Origin of the sequence: Burkholderia cenocepacia, assembly GCF_014211915.1 — a bacterium.
GTDB classification, from domain to species: domain Bacteria; phylum Pseudomonadota; class Gammaproteobacteria; order Burkholderiales; family Burkholderiaceae; genus Burkholderia; species Burkholderia orbicola.
The window spans coordinates 523,978-548,061 of sequence record NZ_CP060041.1; the positions used below are offsets into that span (position 1 = coordinate 523,978).

22 protein-coding genes and 1 pseudogene are annotated in these 24,084 nt (G+C 67.1%); 10 read left to right on the forward strand and 13 right to left on the reverse strand.

Features of this window, described 5'->3' with window-relative positions; all coding sequences use genetic code 11:
* Positions 1–72 precede the first annotated feature (72 nt).
* Both SY91_RS31580 and SY91_RS31585 read right to left on the reverse strand, forming a co-directional pair.
* On the reverse strand, positions 73–1,197 hold the full coding sequence (locus SY91_RS31580; protein WP_023476417.1) for a Fic family protein: 1,125 nt from the start codon (positions 1,195–1,197) through the stop codon (positions 73–75).
* A gap of 90 nt (positions 1,198–1,287) precedes the next feature.
* Entirely contained in the window at positions 1,288–2,205 is a 918-nt protein-coding gene (locus SY91_RS31585; RefSeq protein WP_023476418.1) for a LysR family transcriptional regulator, read from the reverse strand.
* 129 nt (positions 2,206–2,334) lie between these two features.
* Here SY91_RS31585 and SY91_RS31590 point away from each other — a divergent pair, with 129 nt between their 5' ends.
* A complete protein-coding gene (locus tag SY91_RS31590) occupies positions 2,335–3,060 on the forward strand; it encodes a pirin family protein (protein WP_011549308.1) in 726 nt (241 codons plus the stop codon).
* A 62-nt stretch (positions 3,061–3,122) separates the two neighbouring features.
* On the forward strand, positions 3,123–3,725 hold the full coding sequence (gene wrbA, locus SY91_RS31595) for an NAD(P)H:quinone oxidoreductase (RefSeq protein ID WP_006481047.1): 603 nt from the start codon (positions 3,123–3,125) through the stop codon (positions 3,723–3,725).
* Positions 3,726–3,830: 105 nt separating this feature from the next.
* Here wrbA and SY91_RS31600 read toward each other — a convergent pair whose 3' ends face one another.
* The 7 genes and pseudogenes from SY91_RS31600 to SY91_RS31630 form a co-directional block, all read right to left on the reverse strand.
* Positions 3,831–4,136 carry a hypothetical protein gene (locus SY91_RS31600; protein WP_023476419.1) on the reverse strand — a complete coding sequence of 102 codons (306 nt, stop codon included), beginning with the start codon at positions 4,134–4,136 and terminating at the stop codon, positions 3,831–3,833.
* A 227-nt stretch (positions 4,137–4,363) separates the two neighbouring features.
* Entirely contained in the window at positions 4,364–5,098 is a 735-nt protein-coding gene (locus SY91_RS31605) for an LrgB family protein (protein ID WP_006490940.1), read from the reverse strand.
* Positions 5,095–5,466, reverse strand: coding sequence for a CidA/LrgA family protein (locus tag SY91_RS31610; protein WP_011549311.1), 372 nt, complete (start codon positions 5,464–5,466; stop codon positions 5,095–5,097). The genes SY91_RS31605 and SY91_RS31610 overlap by 4 nt, the downstream gene beginning before the upstream one ends.
* A gap of 242 nt (positions 5,467–5,708) precedes the next feature.
* On the reverse strand, positions 5,709–6,743 hold the full coding sequence (locus SY91_RS31615; RefSeq protein WP_006481043.1) for an alpha/beta hydrolase: 1,035 nt from the start codon (positions 6,741–6,743) through the stop codon (positions 5,709–5,711).
* A 57-nt stretch (positions 6,744–6,800) separates the two neighbouring features.
* Positions 6,801–7,225 (reverse strand): annotated as a pseudogene (locus SY91_RS31620) (organic hydroperoxide resistance protein).
* Positions 7,226–7,449: 224 nt separating this feature from the next.
* Complete coding sequence (locus SY91_RS31625) at positions 7,450–8,016, reverse strand: TetR/AcrR family transcriptional regulator (protein ID WP_023476421.1); 567 nt, start codon at positions 8,014–8,016, stop codon at positions 7,450–7,452.
* A gap of 138 nt (positions 8,017–8,154) precedes the next feature.
* Positions 8,155–8,751: a TetR/AcrR family transcriptional regulator gene (locus SY91_RS31630; RefSeq protein ID WP_006481040.1), complete on the reverse strand. Its 597-nt coding sequence runs from the start codon at positions 8,749–8,751 to the stop codon at positions 8,155–8,157.
* 147 nt (positions 8,752–8,898) lie between these two features.
* Between SY91_RS31630 and SY91_RS31635 the strand changes: the two genes are divergently transcribed.
* The 5 genes from SY91_RS31635 to SY91_RS31655 all read left to right on the forward strand — a co-directional run bounded on the left by SY91_RS31635 (position 8,899) and on the right by SY91_RS31655 (position 15,279).
* Entirely contained in the window at positions 8,899–9,918 is a 1,020-nt protein-coding gene (locus SY91_RS31635; RefSeq protein WP_023476423.1) for an alpha/beta hydrolase family protein, read from the forward strand.
* Positions 9,919–10,008: 90 nt separating this feature from the next.
* Positions 10,009–11,862, forward strand: a complete 1,854-nt coding sequence (locus SY91_RS31640) for an ABC transporter ATP-binding protein (RefSeq protein WP_006481038.1) — start codon at positions 10,009–10,011, stop codon at positions 11,860–11,862.
* A gap of 176 nt (positions 11,863–12,038) precedes the next feature.
* Positions 12,039–13,211, forward strand: coding sequence for a porin (locus SY91_RS31645; RefSeq protein WP_023476425.1), 1,173 nt, complete (start codon positions 12,039–12,041; stop codon positions 13,209–13,211).
* A gap of 103 nt (positions 13,212–13,314) precedes the next feature.
* Positions 13,315–13,959, forward strand: coding sequence for a glutathione S-transferase family protein (locus SY91_RS31650; RefSeq protein WP_124591823.1), 645 nt, complete (start codon positions 13,315–13,317; stop codon positions 13,957–13,959).
* 162 nt (positions 13,960–14,121) lie between these two features.
* Complete coding sequence (locus SY91_RS31655) at positions 14,122–15,279, forward strand: acyltransferase family protein (protein WP_260632529.1); 1,158 nt, start codon at positions 14,122–14,124, stop codon at positions 15,277–15,279.
* A gap of 35 nt (positions 15,280–15,314) precedes the next feature.
* On the opposite strand, the gene SY91_RS31660 is transcribed toward SY91_RS31655, so the two are convergent.
* The 3 genes from SY91_RS31660 to SY91_RS31670 form a co-directional block, all read right to left on the reverse strand.
* The gene (locus SY91_RS31660; RefSeq protein ID WP_034175422.1) at positions 15,315–15,779 is read right to left on the reverse strand and encodes a hypothetical protein; all 465 of its coding nucleotides are present in this window, start codon (positions 15,777–15,779) and stop codon (positions 15,315–15,317) included.
* 57 nt (positions 15,780–15,836) lie between these two features.
* Entirely contained in the window at positions 15,837–16,505 is a 669-nt protein-coding gene (locus SY91_RS31665) for a hypothetical protein (RefSeq protein ID WP_006481034.1), read from the reverse strand.
* A 234-nt stretch (positions 16,506–16,739) separates the two neighbouring features.
* A complete protein-coding gene (locus SY91_RS31670; protein WP_006481033.1) occupies positions 16,740–17,717 on the reverse strand; it encodes a LysR substrate-binding domain-containing protein in 978 nt (325 codons plus the stop codon).
* A 57-nt stretch (positions 17,718–17,774) separates the two neighbouring features.
* Between SY91_RS31670 and SY91_RS31675 the strand changes: the two genes are divergently transcribed.
* The 3 genes from SY91_RS31675 (at position 17,775) to SY91_RS31685 (ending at position 20,838) form a co-directional block, all read left to right on the forward strand.
* Positions 17,775–18,674: a DMT family transporter gene (locus SY91_RS31675; RefSeq protein WP_185921424.1), complete on the forward strand. Its 900-nt coding sequence runs from the start codon at positions 17,775–17,777 to the stop codon at positions 18,672–18,674.
* 619 nt (positions 18,675–19,293) lie between these two features.
* Positions 19,294–20,448, forward strand: a complete 1,155-nt coding sequence (locus SY91_RS31680) for a branched-chain amino acid ABC transporter substrate-binding protein (protein ID WP_006481031.1) — start codon at positions 19,294–19,296, stop codon at positions 20,446–20,448.
* Positions 20,449–20,535: 87 nt separating this feature from the next.
* The gene (locus SY91_RS31685) at positions 20,536–20,838 is read left to right on the forward strand and encodes a hypothetical protein (protein WP_006481030.1); all 303 of its coding nucleotides are present in this window, start codon (positions 20,536–20,538) and stop codon (positions 20,836–20,838) included.
* 86 nt (positions 20,839–20,924) lie between these two features.
* Here SY91_RS31685 and SY91_RS31690 read toward each other — a convergent pair whose 3' ends face one another.
* Positions 20,925–23,981, reverse strand: coding sequence for an FAD-binding and (Fe-S)-binding domain-containing protein (locus tag SY91_RS31690; RefSeq protein WP_185921425.1), 3,057 nt, complete (start codon positions 23,979–23,981; stop codon positions 20,925–20,927).
* Positions 23,982–24,084: the final 103 nt, after the last annotated feature.

The window sequence follows — 24,084 nt, forward strand, 5'->3', positions numbered from 1 at the left end:
TCACGTCGATCGGCAGCGTCTCGTCGAGATTGTCGAGCCACGCGTGGCTCGTCTTCGGCGCCGGCGACGACATCACCCGTCGAACGGCACCAGCTCGTAACTCGTGCTGCGGCCGCCGGACGCCGAGCGACGCAGCATGCCCTGCTCGACGAGTTCCGTGATGTCGCGCAACGCCGTGTCCTGCGAGCATTTCGCGAGAGCCGCCCACTTGCTGGTCGTCAGCTTGCCTTCGAAGCCGTCGAGCAGGCGATTCATGACCTTGACCTGGCGTTCGTTCATCGCGACGCCCGCGCACCGCTGCCAGAAGCGCGCCTTGATCAGCACCGCATCGAGCGTCGTGTGCGCATGATCGATGGCCCGGCCCAGCGTATTCAGAAACCACGCGAGCCACTCCGTGACGTCGAGCGAGCCGCGCTGCGTGCGCTCCAGCACGTCGTAATACGCGTTGCGCTCGCGCTGGATCTGCGCGGACAGGCTGTAGAAACGCTGCGGGCTTCGGTCCGCGCGCGCCAGCACCAGATCGCCGAGCGCGCGTGCGATACGACCGTTGCCGTCGTCGAACGGGTGAAGCGTGACAAACCACAGATGGGCGAGCCCGGCCCGGATCAGCAACGGTTCGGCCGGCGGCGCGTTGAGCCACGCGAGAAAACGCCCGATCTCGTCGGGCACGCGTGCGGCCGGCGGCGCCTCGAAATGCACGCGCTGCCGGCCGATCGGACCGGAAACCACCTGCATCGGCCCGCTCGCATCCGTGCGCCAGCCGCCGACCGTGATGCGCGACAGCCCCGAGTAGCCGGTCGGAAACAGTGCGGCATGCCACCCGAACAGCCGCGCTTCGGTGACCGGCGCCGCCGAATGGGTCGTCGCATCCAGCACCATGTCGACGACGCCCTCGACGTGGCGATCGACCGGCGCCAGCGCGCCGATATCGACGCCGAGCCGGCGCGCGATCGACGACCGGACCGATGCGACATTCAGGCTCTCGCCCTCGATCGCGCTGGTCTTCACGACGTCGTCCGTCAGCGCGGCCAGGCTCGCCTCGTCGCGCAACGCCAGCCCGACATCCGCCAGCCGCCCGGCCAGCATGCCTTGCGCACGGCTGACGTCGGCGAGCGGCGTGGCGAGGGCCGGGAGGTCGAAACGCCATGCCGGCCAGTCGGCTGCTTCCCAGATAAAGGTGTAATCTCCGCTCATCATGCGGAGATTATCCGCTCATTCGCCGCGCGACTCAACTATCTCCGCAAAATTTGCGGAGATTAATCGCCCCATTCACCGCAAAGCGGCCGGCTACCGTACCCGGCCCACCCCGTTCCCAGCCGTGGGCGCCGGCTCCCCGAGCCGCTCCGCGAGAAACCCGATGAACGTGCGCAGCGTGACGAACCCTTCCCGGTGCTGCGGAAACACCGCATTGAGCGTGATCGGCGGCGGCACGTACGCGTCGAGCACCGGCACGAGCGCGCCGCTGTCGAGCGCCGCGCCAACGATGAAGTGCGGCAGCAGCGCAATGCCGAGCCCCGCGATCGCGGCGTCGCGCACCACTTCGCCGTTGTTCGCGACGAGCGGCCCCTGCACGTCGAACGTCCGCACCGCACCGTCGACGCGGAACTCCCAGCCGACCCGCCGCTCGCGCCCGTACAGCACACAGGTGTGGCCGGCGAGATCGGCCGGCGTCTGCGGCGTGCCGTGCCGCTTCAGGTAGGCGGGGCTCGCGCACGCGATCATCCGCCACGCGCCGAGCGGACGCGCGATCAACGTGGAATCCTCGAGCGAGCCGATCCGCAGCACGAGGTCGAAGCCCTCGCCGATCAGGTCGACGCGCCGGTCGGTCAGGTCGAGGTTCAGCCGCACGGCCGGGTGCGCGGACAGGAATTCGGCGATCAGCGGCGACACGTGCGTGATCCCGAACGACAGCGGCGCGCTGATCTTCAGCGAGCCATGCAGCTCGGTGCTGCGTACCGACATCGCCTGCTCGGCGTCGGCGATCTCCGCAAGGATGCGCTGCGCGCGCACGTAGAACTCCTGCCCCGATTCGGTCACCGCCAGATTGCGGGTATTCCGGTGCAGCAGCCGGACACCCAGCGACGCCTCCAGCGCCATCGTGCGCCGGCTGACGAACTGCTTGGACAGCATCAGCTGATCGGCCGCCGCCGTGAAGCTGCCGGCGTCCACGGTCGCGACGAAGATCCTCAGGTCGTTGATTTCCATATTGTCCACTCCATGGCGACAGTCATTATCTCTACAGCGATTTATTTGTCAAATAGATTGACCTAAGATTCATCTCAACGAACGGCCGGCCTCACTTCCGAGGTCCGGCGACTTCAAGGACAAAAAATCATGATCGATATCCGTGCAGCAAACCAACGTGGCCGTGCGGAGCATGGCTGGCTCAGCTCCCGTCATACGTTTTCGTTCGCGAATTACTACGATCCGAAGCAAGTCGGCTTCTCCGACCTGCTCGTGATCAACGACGACCGGGTCGCCCCGGGCCGCGGCTTCGGCACGCACCCGCACCGCGACATGGAAATCCTGTCGTACGTGCTCGACGGCGCGCTCGAACACAAGGACTCGATGGGCACCGGTTCGGTGATCGTGCCGGGCGACGTGCAGTTGATGAGCGCGGGCACGGGCGTGCGCCACAGCGAGTTCAACCACTCGCAGGACACGCCGGTCCACTTCCTGCAGATCTGGGTCGGGCCGGCCGAAAAGGGTGCCGAGCCGCGCTATCAGCAGACCAATGTTGCGGCCGACGACAAGCGCGGCAAGCTCGCGCTCGTCGTGTCGCCGAACGGCGATGCCGGTTCGCTGAAGATCCGGCAGGACACCCGGATTTACGCGGGCCTGTTCGACGGCGACGAAAGCACGACGCTGGAACTTGATCCGAGCCGTTTTGCTTACGTCCACGTGGCACGCGGCAGCGTGACGGTCAACGGCGTGACGCTCGGCGAAGGCGACGGCGCGCGCATCCGCGGCGAACAGGCGCTGACGATCGCCGACGGCAAGGATGCCGAAGTGCTGGTGTTCGACCTGCGTCCGGTCGAAGTGACGGCCGAATGGGCGTGACGCCCGTTCGGGAAACCGGGCCCCGCGGAAACGCGGGGCCCTTTTAATCGGAGATTCGCAACATGGCCAAGGTTCTCGTTCTTTACTACTCGTCCTACGGGCACGTCGAAACGATGGCGCAGCACATCGTGGAGGGCGCGAAATCGGTGCCCGGCGTCGAGGTCACGCTCAAGCGCGTGCCGGAAACGATCCCCGTCGACCAGGCCCGCGCGATCGGCGTGAAGGTCGACCAGGCCGCACCGGTCGCCACGGTGGACGAACTCGCCGACTACGATGCGATCATCTTCGGCACGCCGACCCGCTTCGGCAACATGGCCGGCCAGATGCGCACGTTCCTCGACCAGACCGGCGGCCTGTGGATGAAAGGCGCGCTCGTCGGCAAGATCGGCAGCGTGTTCGCGTCGACCGGCACGCAGCACGGCGGCCAGGAAACGACGATCACGTCGTTCCACACGACGCTGCTGCATCACGGGATGGTGATCGTGGGCGTGCCGTATGCGTGCAGCGGGCTCGTCAACATGAGCGAAATCACCGGCGGCACGCCGTATGGCGCGACCACGCTCGCCGGCGCGGACGGCAGCCGCCAGCCGAGCGCGAACGAGCTCGACATCGCGCGCTACCAGGGCAAGCACGTCGCGGAACTCGCGAGCAAGCTCGCGTCGTAACGCGGGGGCCGCGCCCCTCGCTGCCCCGCAGTTGTGCGGTTCCGCACATGAACGAACGGCGCCGGTTGAACCGGCGCCGTTCGTGCTGTGCAACGCTTTCGACCGTTACTGCCCCGACGCCGGCGCGGCCGGCGCCGCCTTCGTCGCGGGCGCCTTCTGCACGGCGTTCTGCGGATAGTTGCTCTGGTCGCCGGTCAACCGGTAGCCGCTGCCGGTGCCGATCGCCTTCAGGTCCGACGCGTGCCGCGCGCGGGCCGCCTTGCGCGCCGCCTTCTTCTGCGCCTTGTCGAGCTGCTTCTGCGCCGGCGCGGACGCCGGGTCCTGTGCGTATGCCGCCGGCACGGCGGTCAACGACAGACCGACCGACGCCGCTACTGCTACTGCCACCGAAACCACGCGAGACTGCTTCATGACCGATCTCCTTGTCGATTGTTGAGTGTGGGTCGGACACCGGCGCGCACGCGACGGCCTGCGACAACGGCACCGATGCAACGTTAGCCGATCGCCGCGCAAATGTCCGTGTGCGTTCCTGAATTGTCCTGATAACGTCACCGATACATGCGAGCCGGGGGCGCCGTCCTTTCGGCCTGTCGCCCCGCCATCAGGGAAACCGATACCCGGGCGGCGTGGGCCGGCGCTCAGATCCAGCGCGACAGCACCGGCAGCAGGATCGGCACGACGAACGCCGTCAGCACGCCGTTCAGCCCCATCCCGAGCCCGGCGAACGCGCCGGCTTCCTCGCTGACCTGGAACGCGCGAGCGGTGCCGATCCCGTGCGACGCGACGCCGAGCGCGAAACCGCGCACGGCCGGCTCGTCGATCCGCAGCAGATTGAGAATCCCGCGCGCGCATACCGCGCCGAAGATCCCGGTCGAGATCACGAGCACGGCCGTGAGCGACGGAATGCCGCCGATCTCCGCGGCGACGGCCATCGCGATCGGCGTCGTCGCCGATTTCGGCGCGAGCGACGCGATCGTCTGATGGGACGCCCCGAACAGCGCGGCGATACCGACCGCCGACACGATCGCGGTCAGCGAACCCGCGAGCAGGCCGACGAGCAGCGGCAACGCGGTGCGCCGCAGCTTCGACCACTGGCGGTACAGCGGCAGCGCGAGCGCGACGGTCGCCGGGCCGAGCAGGAAGTGGACGAACTGCGCGCCTTCGAAATACGTGGGATACGGCGTATGCGTGAGCGTCAGCAGCACGACGATCACCGCGACCGCGATCAGCACCGGATTCGCCAGCGGATTGAAACGCGCCCGCGCATAGACGGCCTGCGCGAACAGATACGCGACCAGCGTGATGGTCAGGCCGAGCAGCGGGCTCGCGGCGAGATAGACCCAGATCGCGCCGAGCTTCGGGAACGCCGTCATTGCGCGCCCTCCGCGGTGCCGCCCGCGCGGCGCTGGCGCCGCAGCAGCGCGCGCGTGACGAGCGCCGTCACCGCGATCGCGAGCGTCGTGCTGACGGCCAGCGCGACGACGACCGCGACCGCGTCGCCGCGCACGCGGTCGGCCGACACCATGATGCCGACGCCGGCCGGCACGAACAGCAGCGACAGGTGACGCAGCAGTTCGAGCGCGGTCGGCTCGATCGCATCGGCGACCTGCGGGCGCAGCATCACGAAGCCGAACAGCAGCAGCATGCCGATCACGGGGCCCGGCACCGGCAGGCCGAACAGATAGGACACGCCTTCCCCGAGACACTGGAAGATCAGCAAGACCGCGAATGCCTGCAACATGAACCGCTTCTCCCGAACGTGGCCGCGCGAACGGGCAGCCGCGCGGCTGATGAGCCGGCGGCATGCGACGCCGGCGTGGACGATACGCGCGATCGTACCAACAATGACGGCGGGCGGGCGCGATCGCCATTCAACCGTTTCGCCCTGACCCGCTGCCGGGCCGGAACCAAACGCCCTCACGCAAAAACGGCGGGCACATGCCCGCCGTCCTGCCGTTCAGGGTCGAACGACCGCCGATCGCGTTACTTCAGCCGCGTCGCGATTTCGTTGGCCATCGCCTTCGTCGCGGCCTTCGTCGGCGCATCGTCGGCCAGCGCATTCAGCAGGCCGAAATCGTGAATCGTGCCGTCGTAGCGCGTGGTCGTCGCGTCCACGCCCGCCGCGTCGAGTTTGCGGCCGTACGCTTCGCCTTCGTCACGCAGCACGTCGAACTGCGCGACCTGGATCAGCGCGGGCGGCAGCCCCTTCAACTGCGCGACGCTCGCCCGCAGCGGCGACGCGTAGATCTCGTTGCGTTGCGCTTCGCTCTTCGTATAGGCGTCCCAGAACCACTTCATCATCGGCCGCGTCAGGAAATGCCCCTGCTGATACGCGTTGTACGAACCCGTGTTGAAGTTGTGGTCCGTCACCGGCCACATCAGCCCCTGGAAGCGGATCGCGGGGCCGCCCTTGTCCTTCGCCATCAGTGCGACGACGGCCGACATGTTGCCGCCGACGCTGTTGCCCACCACCGCGAGGCGGCTACCGTCGACGCCGATCTCCGCGCCGTGCGCGGCCACCCACTTCGTCGTCGCATACGCCTGGTTGATCGCGACCGGGTAACGCGCTTCCGGCGACGGCGTGTAGTTCACGAACACCGCGACGGCGCCCGACTGCACGACGAGATCGCGCACGAGCCGCTCATGCGTCGGGAAATCGCCGAGCACCCAGCCGCCGCCGTGAATGAACACGAATACCGGCAGCGCGCCCGTCACGCCTTGCGGACGCACGATCGTGACCGGCACCGACAGGCCGTCCTGCTCGATCGTGCGGTTCGACACGTCGATGCCCGACAGATCGACCTTCACGCCGTTCTGCGCGTCGACCAGCACCTGGCGCGCCTTCGCGGGGCTCAGCGTTTCGAGGCCCGGGCCCTTCTGGCCGTTCAGTGCGGCGAGAAACGCGCTCGTCTTCGCATCGGGACCGACGGTGTCAGCGCCCGCGGCGAACGCGGCAGGTGCGGTGGACAGTGCGGCTGCCACGGCGGCAGCGATCAACAGCGGCTTGACGATCTTCATGGTGCAACTCCTTGGTCAGGTCTTTGAATGGCGATGAATGGTTTGCAGCGCGATTGATCAGACGAGCGTGAGCGTGACGTCGATGTTGCCGCGCGTCGCATTCGAGTACGGGCAGACGATGTGCGCACGGTCGATCAGCGTTTGCGCGATGTCGCGATCGAGGCCCGGCAGCGAGATCTTCAGTTCGACTTCGATGCCGAAGCCGTTCGGGATCGCGCCGATGCCGACGCTGCCTTCGATCGCGGCGTCCGCGGGATCGCGATCTTGTCGCGCGCCGCGACGAACTTCATCGCGCCGATGAAGCACGCGCTGTAGCCGGCGGCGAACAGTTGCTCGGGGTTCGCGCCCGCACCGCCCGCGCCGCCGAGTTCGCGCGGCGTGGTCAGCTTCAGGTCCAGGCCGCTTTCGGGCACCGTCGCACGGCCGTCACGGCCGCCGGTGGCTTTTGCATGGGCGCGGTACAGCACTTTTTCGATCGACATGACAGACTCCTTTTTCAGCAAATGAATGAAACAGCCTTCGAACCGGGGACCGCGTGCCGGCGGCTGCTCCGCCGGCCTCGCATCAATTTATCTACTCATAGATAGACAAACATCCCCAAAAAATGCAGGCGGACATGCCACCTGCGCCAATCATCTATCTACTACATGATAGATAACGAGATCCAATAAAAGGCGGCGAACCGCCCGACTCCTTGCGCCGTCCGTCAGGACCGCGTTTTCCAGACGGCCTCGACATCCTCGAGACGCGCCCGCGTGTGAAACAACCGGCTGGCCAGCACACTGCCCTGAAACGCCGCATACAACGTGCGCGCCGCGGTTTCGGGCTCGCCGCTGAACTGCAGCGTGCCTTCCTTCACGCCTTGCTTCAGCAATTCCGCGAGCCAGCGCTCGTTGGCCGTGAAGAACGCCTGCACGGCCTGCCGCACGTTCTCCGGCAGCGTTTCGATGTCGGCCGCGAGCATCCCGCACAGGCAGATCAGGTTGCCGTCGCCGAGCGTGCGGCCGAACATCTTCGCGTACAGGCTCAGCTTCACGTCGGCCGGCAACGCCGGATCGATCGTCCGCATGGCCGCGAGGACTTCGTCGCTGTACGCCGCCACCGCTTCCAGCACGAGATCGTCCTTCGACGGGAAGTAGTAGTGGATGCTCGACGTCTTCACGCCCACCAGGTCGGACAGGTCTCGATAGCTGAAGCCGTTGTAACCGCGCTGCATCATCAACGTGATCGCGTGGTCGAGAATCTGTTCGCGGACGGTCGGTTTCGTTTCCATGGATCGAACTTTATCTACTCATAGATAGATAGTCAAGCACTTTTTTGCAGCCCCGGCGGAAGATGTGCCGATGCCTGCCGGCCGGGCACTGCCCCGGCGGGCGGTGTGCCGCGCTCGGGCGCGGGCCGCGCCCTTCCGTCACTGCGGCTTCAACATCCGCTGAATGATCGTCCGCAGCATCGCGCGATGCGCGCGCGGCTTGAACCCCGGCTCGAACACGACGCGCCCGACCGCCCCTTCCGCCAGCGCGAGCAGCCAGGTCGCGACGAGATCCGGCTTCAGGCTTCCGTCGATCCGCCCTTGCGCGACACCACGCTTGATCAGCGCGACCATCCGCCCTTTCACCTGCGCCTCGTTCGCCGCGAACAACGCGGCGACGTCCGGATTGCGCGTCGCCTCCGCCGCGGTCTCGACGCAGATGCGCGCATAGACGGGATCGCTCGACAGTTCCATCAACGTCAGCGCGATCTCCTCGATCGCGGCCAGCGCATCGTCGGCGTCCGCATGCTTCGCGAACAGCTCGGCCATCTCGCGCTGGTCGTCCTGCGCGATCGCCTCGATGATCGCCGCCTTGGTCGGGAAATAGTGAAACAGGTTGCCCGGGCTCATCCCGGCCGCCTTGCAGATCGAGGCTGTGGACGTCGCATGGAAGCCGTCGCGCGCAAAACAGTCGATCGCGGCATCGAGGATCTGGCGCCGCTTCGCTTCCACTCTTTCAGGATCGATCTTTCTCAACGGGAACTCCGTGCTCGACGATGGCTCAAATATTTATTAGACTGATTAGTCGATCTATTATCTATGCGAGACGTCGGGAGCGTCAAGGCAGCGTGCGCATGCATGTGTCGCCCGCGGCATCCGCTCACACAAACGATCAGAGGACCAATGAAACGCATCGTCATCGCCGGTATCGCACTCGTCCTGTTCGGCTGCGTCGCGGCGGGCGCGCTTGCGCTGCGCGGCCTGTCCGATTTCGAGCTGAAGGGCGCGAACGTATCGACACTGACGTTCCACGCGGGCGACGCCGACCTCGTCGGCACGCTCGCGCTGCCGGTGCACGCACCCGACGCGCCGATCGCGCTGCTCGTCCACGGCGACGGGCCGCGCACGCGCTTCTCGGACGACGCGATGCTGCCGCTCGTCAACAGCCTGCTCGACGCCGGCATCGGCGTGTTCGCTTGGGACAAGCAGGGCACCGGCCGCAGCAGCGGCGACTGGCTCGCGCAATCGATGCAGGACCGCGCGAACGAAACGGTCGCCGCGATGGCGCGCGTGCGCGCCGCCGCCGGCCCCATGCACAAGATCGGCCTGCTCGGTTTCTCGCAGGGCGGCTGGGTGATTCCGCGCGTGGCGAATGCGGTGCGGCCCGCGTTCTCGGTGATCGTCGGCGGCGCCGTCAGCTGGCGGCGCCAAGGCGCCTACCTGACGCGCCGGCAACTCGAGGCAACCGGCCTGCAGCCGGATCGAATCGATGCGACACTGGCCGCCGAGCGACGCAGCAACGACGCAATCTTCGGCCGGGCGGACGTGCCGGCCGATCCGGCCCGGCGCCCGGACATCGAGCCGCGCCGCTTCGGTTTCATCGCGCTGAACTACCGGGAAGACGCATCGCAGGCGCTGGCGACGATGCAAGGGCCGGTGCTGGCCGTGTGGGGCGCGCTGGACCGCAACGTCGATGCGGCCGACGAAGCGAACGCTTACGCGCACGCATTCGGGAAGCGGGCCGACCGGCACGTCGTCGTGGTGCCGGGCGCGACGCATGCGTTGCTGCGCGCCCGCTGGTTCGACTATCAGCTCGAGTCCGACTGGCCGAAATGGAAGACGTGGCTGTACATGGCGCTCGGGCGTCACGCTTATGCGCCGGACACGCTCGGCCCGATCGAGGCGTGGATCCGGTCGCAGTAAGCGCGCGTACCGCGCGCCGCCGCGCAGGTCACAGGCATCACGCAATATCGGTCGCGCCCGCCCGCGCGACCGCATCAAGGAGAGGTTTCAATGTACTCGTGGTTTGAACGGCGCCTGCCGACTTTCCCGCTCGAAGATCCCGTCACGCCGCCGAAAGGATTCTTCTCGTTCGTCTGGGCGTGCACGAAAGGTGCGCGCGGCTGGATTCTGCTGATCGCGCTGACGTCGGCCGCGCTGGCCGCGTACGAAGCCGCGCTGTTCGCGATGATGGGGCACGTGGTCGACTGGCTGTCGTCGTCGACACCGGCCGGATTCGGCGGCCGCCACTTCGGCACGCTCGCCGGTTTCGCGGCGATCCTCGCCGGCAGCGCGCTGCTGATCGCGCTGCATACGATGGTCAAGCACCAGGTGCTCGCGATCAATTTCCCGATGCGGTTGCGCTGGCTGTTTCACCGGCTGATGCTCGACCAGAGCCTGTCGTTCTACGCGAACGAATTCGCGGGCCGCGTGACGACCAAGATCATGCAGACCGCGCTCGCCGTGCGCGACGCGCTGTTCATGTCGGTCGACGTCGTGATCGGCGTCACCGCCTACCTGATCGGCATCCTCGTGCTCGCCGCCAGCTTCGACTGGCGGCTGATGATTCCGCTCGCGCTGTGGGCGCTCGGCTACGGCGCGGCATGCGCGTATTTCGTGCCGCGCCTGGGCGCGGTCGGCAGCCGGCAGGCCGACGCCCGCGCGCTGATGACGGGCCGCATCACCGACGCGTATTCGAACATCACGACCGTGAAGCTGTTCTCGCATACGCGACGCGAAGCCGATCACGCGCGGCGCGCGATGGAAGCGTTCAAGGCGACCGGCGACGCGCAGATGCGGCTCGTCAGCGCGTTCGAGATCGTCAACCACCTGTTGTCGACGCTGCTGCTGATCGGCTCGGCCGGGCTCGCGCTGTATCTGTGGATGCACGGCGAGGCGAGCGCGGGCGTCGTCGCGGCCGTGATCGCGATGGCGCTGCGTTTGTCGAGCTACTCGCACTGGATCATGTGGGAAATGACCGAGCTGTTCGAGAACGTCGGCACGATCCAGGACGGCATCAACACGCTGACGAAGGTGCGCAGCGTGGTCGACGCGCCCGATGCGAAGCCGCTCACGGTGCAGCGCGGCGAAATCGTGTTCGACAACGTGCAGTTCGCGCACGAGGACAACGATCGCGCGGTATTCGACGGGCTGAACCTGACGATCCGCCCGGGCGAGCGAATCGGCCTGATCGGCCGCTCGGGCGCCGGCAAGTCGACGCTCGTGAACCTGCTGCTGCGTTTCTACGACGTGGGCGGCGGCTCGATCCGGATCGACGGGCAGGACATCGCGCACGTGACGCAGGACAGCCTGCGCGCCGCGATCGGGATGGTCACGCAGGATACGTCGCTGCTGCACCGGACGATGCGCGAGAACCTGCTGTACGGCCGCCCCGAGGCGACCGAGCGCGAGATGCAGGATGCGGCCGTTCGCGCGGAGGCGTCCGAGTTCATCGGCCGGCTGCGCGACCGCCACGGCCGCAGCGGCTACGACGTCGAAGTCGGCGAGCGCGGCGTGAAGCTGTCGGGCGGCCAGCGGCAGCGCGTCGCGATCGCGCGCGTGATGCTCAAGGATGCACCGATCCTCGTGCTCGACGAGGCGACCAGCGCGCTCGACTCCGAGGTCGAGGTCGCGATTCAGCGCAGCCTCGACACCCTGATGAGCGGCAAGACGGTGATCGCGATCGCGCACCGGCTGTCGACGATCGCCGCGATGGACCGGCTGATCGTGCTCGACGAAGGGCGCATCGTCGAGGAAGGCACGCACCAGCAGTTGCTGCAGGCGGGCGGCATTTACGCGGCGCTGTGGGCGCATCAGAGCGGCGGGTTCCTCGGGGAGACGGCGGACGCGGAAAGCGTGGCGCAATAGGCACTGCCCTGTCGCGATGCACGGGATGTCCGCGCGCCGCGTGTCGATCCGTTGCGCGCGCATCCATCGCCGCCCCGCCTCATAACGATCCGACAATTTATTGGTTCCCTTGACGATGCGCGGTCCGTATCGTTCATCGATTCGTCAGACCAATCGACCAACGGGGGAATCCAACGATGAAACAGATCCGTTCATTCGCGCTGCTCGCCCTGCCGGCCGCGCTCGTCGCCGCCGGCGCGCACGCACAAAGCAGCGTCACGCTGTACGGCATCGCCGACGCGGGCATCGCATACGTCCACAACGCGAAGAACGCGAACGGCGGCAACGCGTCGAGCCTCGTGAAGTTCAGCAGCGGCAACCTGTCGGGCAGCCGCTGGGGGCTGCGCGGCATCGAGGATCTCGGCAGCGGCCTGTCCGCGCTGTTTCAGCTCGAGAACGGCTTCAACATCGGCACCGGCGCGCTCGGCCAGGGCGGGCGCGAATTCGGCCGCAAGGCCGTCGTCGGCCTCGCGAGCAGCACCTACGGCACCGTGACGCTCGGCCGCCAGTACGACCCGATCGTCGATCTCGTGCAGGGCCTCACGCAGGACAACTACTTCGGCGGCGTGTTCGCGACGCCGGGGGATCTCGACAACTACGACAACAGCCTGCGCGTCAGCAACTCGGTGAAATACACGAGCCCGCTGATCTCCGGCTTCCAGTTCGAGGCGCTGTACGGCTTCGGCGGCGTCGCGGGCGCGACCGGCAGCGGCCGCACGTACAGCTTCGGCGCGAGCTATGCGAACGGCCCGCTGTCGCTCGGCGCCGGCTACTTCTACGCGAACGGCGGCACGACGGTCGCGAACGGCGTGCGCACGTGGTCGAGCAGCTCGGACACGCTGTTCAACACCGTGATCAACCAGGGCTTCTCGAGCGCGAAGTCGATCCAGATCGTGCGCGTGGCCGGCCAGTACGTGGCCGGGCCGGCGACCTTCGGCCTCGCGTATTCGAATACGCAGTACGGCGCGGACACGCTGTCGGCATTCAGCCAGAACGCGAAGTTCAACAACGGCTCGGCATTCTTCAACTGGCAGTTCTCGCCGGCACTGCGCGCGGGCGTCGGCTACAACTACACGTCGCTGACGGGCCCGGCTTCCGCGCACTACAACCAGGTCAACCTCGGCGCGGATTACGCGCTGTCGAAACGCACCGACCTGTATGCGCTGTTCGGCTATCAGAAGGCCAGCGGCAACACGCTCGACGCGAGCGGAGCGACCGTGAAAGCGGCCGCGTCGGTCGGCTCGTACGGCGTGAATTCCGGCACCGATACGCAGGAACTCGCGATCGTCGGCATCCGCCACAAGTTCTGATCGTCACGTTGCACGACGATCGCCGGCAGGCGCGCACCGCGGTGCGCGCCTGCCGCGTTTACACTGTCCCTCTTCACGTTCGTCACGACACAGGGAGCCCGGCATGCTGACGGTATGGGGACGACGCAACGCATTCAATGTCCAGAAAGTGATGTGGCTCGTCGACGAGCTCGCGCTCGCGCATCGCCACGTGCCGGCCGGCGGCCGGTTCGGCGTGCTCGATACACCCGAATTCCTCGCGATGAACCCGCACGGACGCATCCCGGTGATCGACGACGACGGTACCGTCGTGTGGGAATCGCACAGCATCCTGCGCTACCTCGCCGCGCGTTACGGACGCCCCGGCTTCTGGCGCGACGATCCCGCCGAGCAGTCGCGGGCGGACCGCTGGATGGACTGGGCGCAAACCACGCTGCAGCCGGCATTCCTCAACGGCGTGTTCCGCGACTACTACCGCACGCCGCCCGAGCAGCGCGACACCGTCCGCGTCGAGCAGAGCATCGCGCAATGCGCGCAGTATTTCCGGGTGCTCGATACCGTGCTGGCCGGGCAGCCGTTTCTCGCGGGCGACGCGATCACGCTCGCCGACATCGCGGCCGGCACGCACCTTTACCGGTATTTCGAGCTCGATATCGCGCGGCCCGACGTGCCGCATGTCGTGGCGTGGTACGAACGCCTGAAGGCGCGACCCGCGTATCGCACGAACGTGATGATTCCGTTCGACGATCTGCGCGGCAAGCTCGGCTGAGCGACTGATCGACTGTTGCGCCGGCAGCGGAGCGGCTTGTTGGATGGTTGTAAGCACAACGGCGTATCGTGCCGACCTGTACGCCCGCCGGATGCATATGCGTCGTCGCGACGACGATCGTAGCCAAGCGGGTCATGACTGACCAACCACGCAGGCAAGGTGATGAGCGCCCAGGACGTTCCGGTCGAGTTCGCTTCTCGGAAGGACAACGCGGTTGCCGTGCATCGAAACGCGGGGCTGGACGCGTTGCGGGCCTGCCTGACGCTGCTGGTGGTCTTTCACCATTGCGCGATCACGTACGGGGCAGTCGGCGGGTGGTACTACCACGAGGTGGCCGCAGGCCCGTCGGTGGCGTCCGCGCTGTTGACGCTCTTCTGCGCGATCAACCAGGCGTTCTTCATGGGCCTGTTCTTTTTCCTCGCGGGCTATTACACACCGCCATCCATCGAGCGCAAGGGCGCCGTCCGCTTCCTCGCCGACCGGTCTCTCCGGCTTGGCCTGCCGTTGCTCATCTACGGCTTCCTGATCGGCCCCGCGACGATTGCTCTGGCTCAGTCGGGCGCGGGTCATCCGTTTCCAGATACGCTGCGACATCTGTGGCAAAAAGGTACGTTCGAAAACGGACCGATGTGGTTCGCCGAGGCATTGCTGATTTTCAGCGTGGCGGCGGCGCTGCTGCATATCGTCTTCCCGCGCACCGTGGCGCGCGATACGAACCGCGTCGCGCGCGTCCCTTCCGACACGACGCTGGCCGCCGCCGCACTGCTCACCGGTATCGCGGCACTGGCATTGCGGTCGCGATGGCCGGTAGGTATCAACGTATGGGGGCTGCAGCTCGGCTACTTCGCGAGCTACGTCGTGTTGTACGCAGCGGGTTGCCGGACGGCGCGCGCGCACTGGATCGAGCATCTGCCGGCACCGCAGGTCCGACGTTGGTCACGCATCGCGCTCATGGCGTTGCCCGTCCTGCCGGTCGCCTACCTGATCGCGAAGCACGTGCCTGCGTGGCGCGGCCGTCCGCAGGACGTCATCTACGCATTCTGGGAGCCGCTGGTCGCGTGGGGCGCAATCCTGTTTCTCGTCGATCGTTTTCAACAGCGCTTCGACACATTGACGGGCGCGTGGCGGCCGCTGTCGCGACGCGCGTACGCCATCTACGTCATCCATCCGCCCGTGCTGGTCGCGGTCGCCCTCGCGTGGCGAAACGTACCGGCGTCCCCGTTCCTGAAATTCGCCGTGACCGGGAGCATCGCCTGCGTCGCGAGCTATCTGATTGCCGGCCTCCTGCTTCGCGTGCCGCGGTTCGCGTCGATTCTGTAGACGCGTCGGCTCGCGCCGCTCGTTCGTACACGGTATCAGCGGCTGGCGTCGCGCCGGGCGACGTCATAGACAGCCGCCGCGGTGACCCCGAATACCAGGTGCGCGATCAGCGTGATCGCGCCGCGCACCGCGATGAACCACGGAAAGATCGTCGTGAATCCGTACAGGTTCACGCCGTACAGGAGAAGCCCGAACGCGCCGCCCGCCAACAGCGCGGCCACGCGCGACAGATTGCGGACCAGCCGTGCCAGCACGGCCGCATAGACCAGCGAAAGCGCCGCATGGACGAGCGTCGCCACGCCCATGACCAGCGGATCGAAGCCGCCGGCACCGAGCACGCTTCGCCCCATCACGATCGCGGCCGTGAGGCGCGCGTCGCGCAACAGATTCCGGACGGCGTCATCGCCGGCGATTGCCCACAGCAGCAACTCGATGACGGTCGATCCGACCGCCGCGCCGAACGCTGCCCAGAGAATCGGGACCCCACTCGCTCGTTTCAATGATCGCCCTCATGGCGGGCCGGTCGATGCATCGAGCGAGCCGCCGTGCAAACCGGTTTACGACGCCCCTTCGCAGTCCGACCAGTATGCAAACGGGTCGCGATGTTTCGGATAGTGCTCGTCGAGCCATTTCAGCAGCGTCGCCCGCGCATTGTCCATGTCGGCCTTCAACGACGACGTCGTCAGTTCGTGCACTTCGACGGACTTTTCCCGATCGACCACGAAGCAGTTCCAGTCGGGACCGTCGAGATCCGGATCGTCGGACGCCTTCGACGACTTGCTCCAGCCGAAACGCTTGCGCGCATCGATGTAGTAGCGCGGATGCACCTTCAGATACGACATCTCGCCGCCCTGCAGGCTGCTCTCGGCGCGCAGCACGTCGCGTTCGTCGACGATCTGCGTGACTTCCGGCAACCGGCGCGAGCGCCATCCGGCAGGCAGCGTCGCCACTGCACGAATGCTGTCGTACGTGCCCCACTCGAGGCCCCACGCTTCGGCCATGCGTTTCATGAACGCGTCGGCGCTCGGATAACCGCGCAGCTGGATGCGGGTCGACAACGTGACTTCCACCCCGCCGCGACCGCCGGATGCGCTCGACACCTCGTCGTCCGTCGCGAACGGATTGCCCGGACGCGGCGATTCGCGCTTCGCGTCCGCAGGGGCCAAGCCGGAAAAAAGTTGATCCAGCGCCGCACGCGCCTTCGACGATTTGTCTGGTCTATTCATCGGTTCCCTTTTGTACAAATTTGAACCCGTACTGCAATGGTTGGTGATTGCCCTGCCATCGGGCAAAGGCTCGATTCCGCTTCACTGCGGCGATCTCGCCGTTTTCTGCGGCTGCATTGTAACGATTTGGCGGCCGCGACCGAACGAACCGGGAGCGAGCGGCCGGCCGCAGTCGCGACGCGCGTGCTGGTGCTAGTGCCCAAGCGGTCGCTTGCGCGAACCGCCGGGTATGCGCTACCCCAGCGCCTTCACCATCCGCTCCATCAACGCGAGGACTTCCGGCCGATTCTCGCCCTTCGCATGCACGAAGTGATAGCTGAGCAGTGAATCGACCTCGTGACGGCTCACGCGCACGAGTGCGCTGCGCCGCAGATACGCATCCGCAAGCGGCGTGCGCGCAAGCGCCACGCCCAACCCCGCTTCGGCCGCCGCCAGCACGAGGTTGTAATCCTCGAACCGGCGATCCTGCGCACGCGGCTTGAACGGAATGCCGAGCGCGTCGAACCACGTGCGCCAGCCGGTCACGTCGGAATCGTGCAGCAACGGCATGTCGAGCAGCGCGGCGTCGCCCGTTGCGCGACGCATCCTGGCCAGTTGCGCGGCGAGCCGCGGATGCGCGACCGGATACAGCCGTTCCGGCATGAATGGACGGGTTTCCAGCCGACGCCAGTTGCCGCGCCCGTAGCGGATCGACAGATCGGCTTCGCCACCGGCGATATCCACGTTGCGGAGCTCGATGCCGAGCTCGATGCGCAACGCGGGCGCTTCGCTCTCGAGCGCGGGCTGCCGCTCCAGCAGCCACAGCTGCGCAAACGCGGGCACCACGCTCATCCGCACCAGCCGCGGCGTACGCGGCGAGCGCCACTGATCGGCCGCGCCGTCGATGATCGCGAACGCCTGCTCGATCCGGCCAACGAAGCGTTGCCCGTCCGGCGTCAGGCGCACGCCGCGCGCATGCCGTTCGAACAGCGCCATCCCGAGCCAGTTTTCCACGGCGGCCACCCGTCGGCTGATCGCCCCGTGCGTGACGCCGGAGACGTCGGCAGCGGCGAGAAACGAACCCTCGCGCGCCACCGTGCAGACCGTCTCCAGGCTCGCGAGCGGCGGCCGCGGGCCCGGCATCGGCGCGGCGACCGACAGCCCGCCGGCGACCCGACGCGCACGCGCCGGACCGTCGGCACGCCGCGCGTCCGAGCTGTGAGCCATATTCATATCCGGATGTTGATCTGTGCGCTAGCTTAGCATCTCGCCACGCCGCACCATTGCCGCATGAATACTCTTTCGTCATCGACGTCGCGCGGCGCGCGACAGCCGCTCGTCGCGGCAGCCGCGGTGGCGTTCACGATCGTCTCGTGGGCGTCCGCCTTCCCGTTCATCCGGATCGGCCTGCAGGGCCTCGCGCCGCTGCAGCTCGCGGCGGCGCGCTTCGCGACCGCGGCGGTGCTCGTGATCGCGTGGCTCGCATGGCGGCGGCCGCCGCTGCCGACGAAAGCCGATGCGTGGCGCTTTCTCGCGTGCGGCCTGCTCGGCATCGCACTCTACAACGCGCTGCTCAATACCGGCGAACAGACCGTGTCGGCCGGCGCGGCGAGTTTCATCGTGAACACGCTGCCGATCTTCACCGCGTTGCTGGCCGCCGTGTTTCTGCGCGAGCGCTTCAATCGCTGGGGCTGGCTCGGGTCGCTGGTCAGCCTGGCCGGCATCGCGGTGATCGCGCAAGGGCAGCCCGGCGGCCTCGTCCTCGGCTCCGGAAGCACGCTGATCCTCGGCGCGGCGCTGTGTTCGGCCAGCTATTTCGTGTTGCAGCGGCGGCTGATTCCCGTGTACGGCGCGCTGCCGTGCACCGCGTACACGCTGCTGGCCGGCGCGGTATTGCTCGCGCCCTGGCTGCCCTGCGCGCTCGTGTCGCTCGGCGGCGGGTCGCGCGACACGGCGCTGGCCGTCGTGGTACTCGGCGTCTTTCCCGCCGCGCTCGGGTACGCGACCTGGACTTTCGCGCTCGGCTACTTCGGCGCGGCGCGCGCGGCCAGCTTTCTCTACCTGACGCCGGCGGTCGCGACGCTGCTGTCGGTGGCGCTGACGGGAGAGCGGCCCGGCATCGCGACGGCGTGCGGCGGCGTGCTGGCGATTGCAGGGGTGATCGTCGTCGCGTTGCGCGGACGGTCGTAGGGTCGAGCTTGCAGTGGATTGCATGGCGACGCTCCGAAAGCGCACGCGGGCCGGCCCAACACGCCCCCGTCTCTGCCGAACCCGATAAATGGTTCGGCCGGTGCAATCGGCACCCACTCACAGGCGCTACCGAACTTGACCGTTAGTTGCATCTCGGCAGCAATCGCTCTTGATGAAGCAGGACCCCGAAACCGGGGACGCGATTCTCGAGTGACCAAACTGTGCAGACAAATCGACCGAACAGTTCCCGATTGACCGCGCGTCAGTGTCCATGGCTTCGTCGCGGCGACCGGCCGAATAATGGATGCGGCCGTAAGGCCGACGACAGCGAATCGCAACCTGCGGCTCGCCGCAGTGCACGATTTCCGGCATCCGGAGCCTTCGACGGCCGGGCGTCGACCCGTGCCGCGCCGGCCCGCTACGGGATTCGCCGCAGCGCGCAAAAGCGGCTTCATATATATTCATACGATTGCGTGACGTCCAGCGGCAACGCAGGTCTGTCGGCCGGGCGCCATGCAAGTGAAGCCCGTGATGGGTATGGAGACTCGTCCGATCGCCCCGGCCCCGCAGCCGGCCAGTCGAGACGTCAATAGAAAGACATTCAATCCGGAGATGGCAGATGGAACGAAGCACTGTCGGCATGCGCTGCAAACCCCTGATCACCGTTGCACTGGCAGCCGCCGCGTTCGCGGCCGCGTCGAGCGCGATGGCCGACCAGGTCGTGAAGATCGGCAGCGTCGAACCGACGACAGGCGGTATCTCGCACCTCGGCAAGGACAATGAGAACGGCGCGCGCCTCGCGGTCGAGGAAATCAACGCGAAGGGCCTTACGATCGGCGGCAAGAAGATCACGCTGCAATTCGACGCGCAGGATGACGCGGCCGACCCGCGCCAGGCCACCCAGGTTGCGCAGAAGCTCGTCGACGACAAGGTCGTCGCCGTCATCGGCCACCTGAACTCGGGCACGTCGATTCCGGCGTCGAAGATCTACAGCGACGCGGGCATCGTGCAGATCTCGCCGTCGGCCACGAACCCGACCTACACGCAGCAAGGCTTCAAGACGACCTACCGCGTGGTCGCCACCGACGCGCAGCAGGGCCCCGCGCTCGCGAGCTACGCGCAGTCGAAGGGCGTGAAGAGCGTCGCGGTGGTCGACGATTCGACCGCGTACGGCCAGGGCCTCGCGAACGAGTTCGAGAAGAAGGCGAAGGCGCTCGGCCTGAAGGTGCTGTCGCACGACGCGACCAACGACAAGGCGGTCGACTTCCGCGCGATCCTGACGAAAATCAAGGGCGAGAACCCCGACGCGATCATGTACGGCGGCATGGACGCCACCGGCGGCCCGCTCGCGAAGCAGGCGAAGCAACTCGGCCTGCGCGCGAAGATCCTGTCCGGCGACGGCGTGTGCACCGATTCGCTGGCCGAACTGGCCGGCCCGGCGGCCGACAACGTGCTCTGCTCGCAGGCAGGCGCGGCGCTCGAGAAGATGCCGGGCGGCGCGGGCTTCCTCGCGAAGTACCAGAAGCGCTTCAACCAGGGCATCAAGTTCGATGCGCCGTTCGCGTATGACGCGGTCTACATCGTGGTCGACGCGATGAAGCGCGCAAACTCGACCGACCCGGCGAAGATCCTCGCGGCAATGCCGGCGACGAAGTACGACGGCGTGATCGGCACGACGACGTTCGACGCGAAGGGCGACCTGACGCACGGGATCATCTCGATCTACGGCTACAAGGGCGGCAAGAAGACTTTCCTCGACCAGGTGAAGATGTAATCCGACGCGGCGCCGGCACGACGGGAACGCCACCCGTCGGCACCGGCGCCGCGCGGGCAGAATACCGATTCACGGAGACGAAGCATCATGTGTGCAATGGCGTATGCGGAATTCCAACAGGAGTTGAAGAAGGCGCAGTTGACGGCGCGCGAGTTCGCCCGCCTGATCCGGATGAACGAAAGTTCGATCACCAACTATTCGAGCAAGGGCACCGTCCCTTCCCACCTCGCGGTCATCGCGAAACTGATCGGCACGCTGGCCGCGCACGAGATCGACTTCCGGCGCGTGATCCGACAAATGCGGATCGAGCCGAAACGGCCGCGCGGCGTCGGCGTGCTTCCCGCAGCGGAAAAACCGCGCTCGCGGAAAGCGGCGAAAGCCGACGCCTGACCAGCGCCGGCCCAGGTCGAAAGCGGCACGGGGATTGCCGCTCGACGCGCGAGGGACGCGCCCTTACGGGCTGCACCGCTACAGCATCACCCCACCACCCGCACATGATCGAGCAGCGCCTGCAGCGGATGGCGCACCTGCTTCGACGACAGGCGTTTCACCTGGCTGCGACACGAATACCCGGTCGCCAGCGCCTCGCCCTCCTGCTGCGCCCCGTCGACGTGCGCGGCCCACGACTGCGCATAGATCGTCTTCGACGTCGCGAGATTGCGCGCCTCGTGCCCGTACGTGCCCGACATCCCGCAGCACCCGGTCGCCTGAACCTGCAAGCGCAGCCCGCGACGCGCGAACACCTGCGCCCATTGCTTGCCGCTGTCGGGCGCATTGGTTCTTTCGGTGCAGTGCGGCAGCAACCGGTATGAAACCGTCGCCCCGCCCGCACCGGCTTGCGGCAGCGCATCCAGCAACCATTCCTGCGGCAGCGCGACCTTCGGCACGTCGGTGAGCCCGGTCACCTTCAGGTATTCCTGCCGATACGTGAGCGTCATCGCCGGATCGAGGCCGACCAGCGCGACACCCGAGCGCGCCAGTGCGGCCAGTTGCGTCGCGTTGCGGATCGCCGCCTTTTCGAATGCATGAAGAAATCCCTGCACGTGCAGCGCCTTGCCGTTCGGCGCGAGCGGTGCGAGCCACACCTGAAAGCCCAGGCGCGCCGCCAGCTCGATCAGCGTCGCCAGTTGCTCGGTATCGAAATAGCGCGTGAACGTGTCCTGCACGATGACGACGCTGCGCGCGCGCTGCGCCTCGCTGAGCGCGGCGAGCGCATGCGGGTCGGCCGGCTTCACGCGCCATGCGCGGATCACGGCCGCGAGATCGAAGCGGCTCAGCAGCGGGCTATCGACCATGCCGACCTGGCGCTCGAGCAGCGTCCTCACCCAGCCGGCGCCCATCATCCCGTTGTACAGCGCGGGCACGCGCGCCATCCACGGCATCGTGAATTCGAGCGAGCCGATCAGGTAGTCGCGCAACGGCCGCAGGTAACGCTGGTGATACAGCTGGAGAAAGCGCGAGCGAAACTCGGGCACGTTGACCTTGACCGGGCACTGCCCCGCGCACGATTTGCATGCGAGGCACCCGGCCATCGCGTCGTACACCTCGTGCGAGAAATCCGCGTCGCCATCGAGGGCGTTGCGGGCGTTGCGACTGTTGCGCCAGCGCTCCGCCAGCCCGCGCAGGAACGGCTGCCGCGTGCGCGCCGCCGCGACGACGTCGACGCCGGCCTGCCCTTGCAGACGCAACCATTCGCGCATCAGCGACGCGCGCCCCTTCGGCGACTGCACGCGTTCGCGCGTCGCCTTCCACGACGGACACATCGCGTCGTCCGGATCGAAGTTGTAGCACGCGCCGTTGCCGTTGCAATGCATCGCGGTGCCGTAGCTTTGCCACACGCGCTCGTCGATCTGCCGGTCGTGGTCGCCGCGCGTCGGCACCTCGTCGATCTTCAGCAGCCGCAGCGTAGGGTCCGGCGGCGTCGCGATCTTGCCCGGGTTGAACTGGTTGTGCGGATCGAACGCGGCCTTCAGCTGCTGCAGCGACGGATACAGCTCGCCGAAAAACGCCGGCGCATATTCGGAGCGCACGCCCTTGCCGTGCTCGCCCCATAACAGGCCACCATGGCGCTGCGTGAGCTCGGCCACCGCATCCGACACGGGCCGCACCAGCGCGGCCTGCTTCGGGTCCTTCATGTCGAGCGCCGGGCGCACGTGCAGCACGCCGGCATCGACGTGGCCGAACATCCCGTACTGCAGCCCGTGGCCGTCGAGCAGCGCGCGGAATTCGGCGATGTACGCGGCGAGGTTCTCGGGCGGCACCGCGGTGTCCTCGACGAACGGCTGCGGCCGCGCCTCGCCCTGCACGTTGCCGAGCAGGCCGACCGCGCGCTTGCGCATCGCATACACGCGCTTCACCGCGTCGTCGCCGGCCGCGAGCGTATGGCCGAGACGCTCGACGCTCGTATCGGTGCGCAGATGCTCGACGAACGCACGCACGCGTGCATCGACGTCGCGTTCGTCGTCGCCGCTGAATTCGATCAGGTTGATGCCGAGCGTCGGACGCGCGTCGTCCTGCGGGAAATACTCGGCCACGCTGCTCCACACGAAGTCCTTCATCGCCAGCATCAGTACCTTCGAGTCGACCGTCTCGATCGACAGCGGCGCGAGTTCGAGCAGCGCGCGCGCATCGCGCAGCGCGTCCATGAAGCCCGCGTAGCGCACGTTGACCAGCACCGAATATTTCGGAATCGGCAGCACGTTGAGCTTCGCCTCGACGACGAAGCCGAGCGACCCTTCCGCGCCGCACAACACGCTGTTCAGGTTGAAGCGGCCGTCGGGTTCGCGCAGGTGCGCGAGGTCATAGCCGGTCAGGCAGCGATTGAGCTTCGGAAATTTCGCGTCGATCAGCGCCGCCTTGTCGTCGCTGATGCGTCGCGCGGTGCGATACACCTTGCCGACGCGGTCCTGCCGCGCGCAGCGGCGCGCCAGTTCTTCATCGTCGAGCGCGTCGCTGTGCAGCCGCTCGCCGCCCATCAGCACGAAATCGAGTTCGAGCACGTGATCGCGCGTCTTGCCGTACGTGCAGCTGCCCTGCCCGCTCGCGTCGGTGTTGATCATCCCGCCGACGGTCGCACGGTTCGACGTCGACAGCTCCGGCGCGAAGAACAGCCCGTGCGGCTTCAACGCCGCATTGAGCTGATCCTTGACGACGCCCGCCTCGACGCGCACCCAGCGCGCTTGCGCGTTGATTTCGAGGATCCGGTTCATGTTGCGCGACAGGTCGACGACGATGCCGTCGGTCAGCGACTGCCCGTTGGTGCCGGTGCCGCCGCCGCGCGCGGCCACCGCGACGTCGCGGTGCGCGGGTTCGGCCAGCAGTCGGGCCAGCAGCTGCACGTCATCCGCATGCGCGGGGCAGATCACCGCCTGCGGCAGGCGCTGGTAGATCGAGTTGTCGGTGGCCTGCACGGTCCGGTTCGCGTGGTCCGCACGGATTTCCCCGGCGAAGCCGGCCACCTGCAGCGCGGCGAGAAAATCGCGGTAAACGTTCGCGGACGGGCTGGCGGGACGGGGCAACGGGGCGATCGACATGGGGCAAAGGCGCAATGTGGGTGGAGCCGGCCGGTTCACGCACGCCAAAACATGATTTTTTGGCAAGTTTCCGCACAACCGGGAATTGCAGTATCTTTCGATC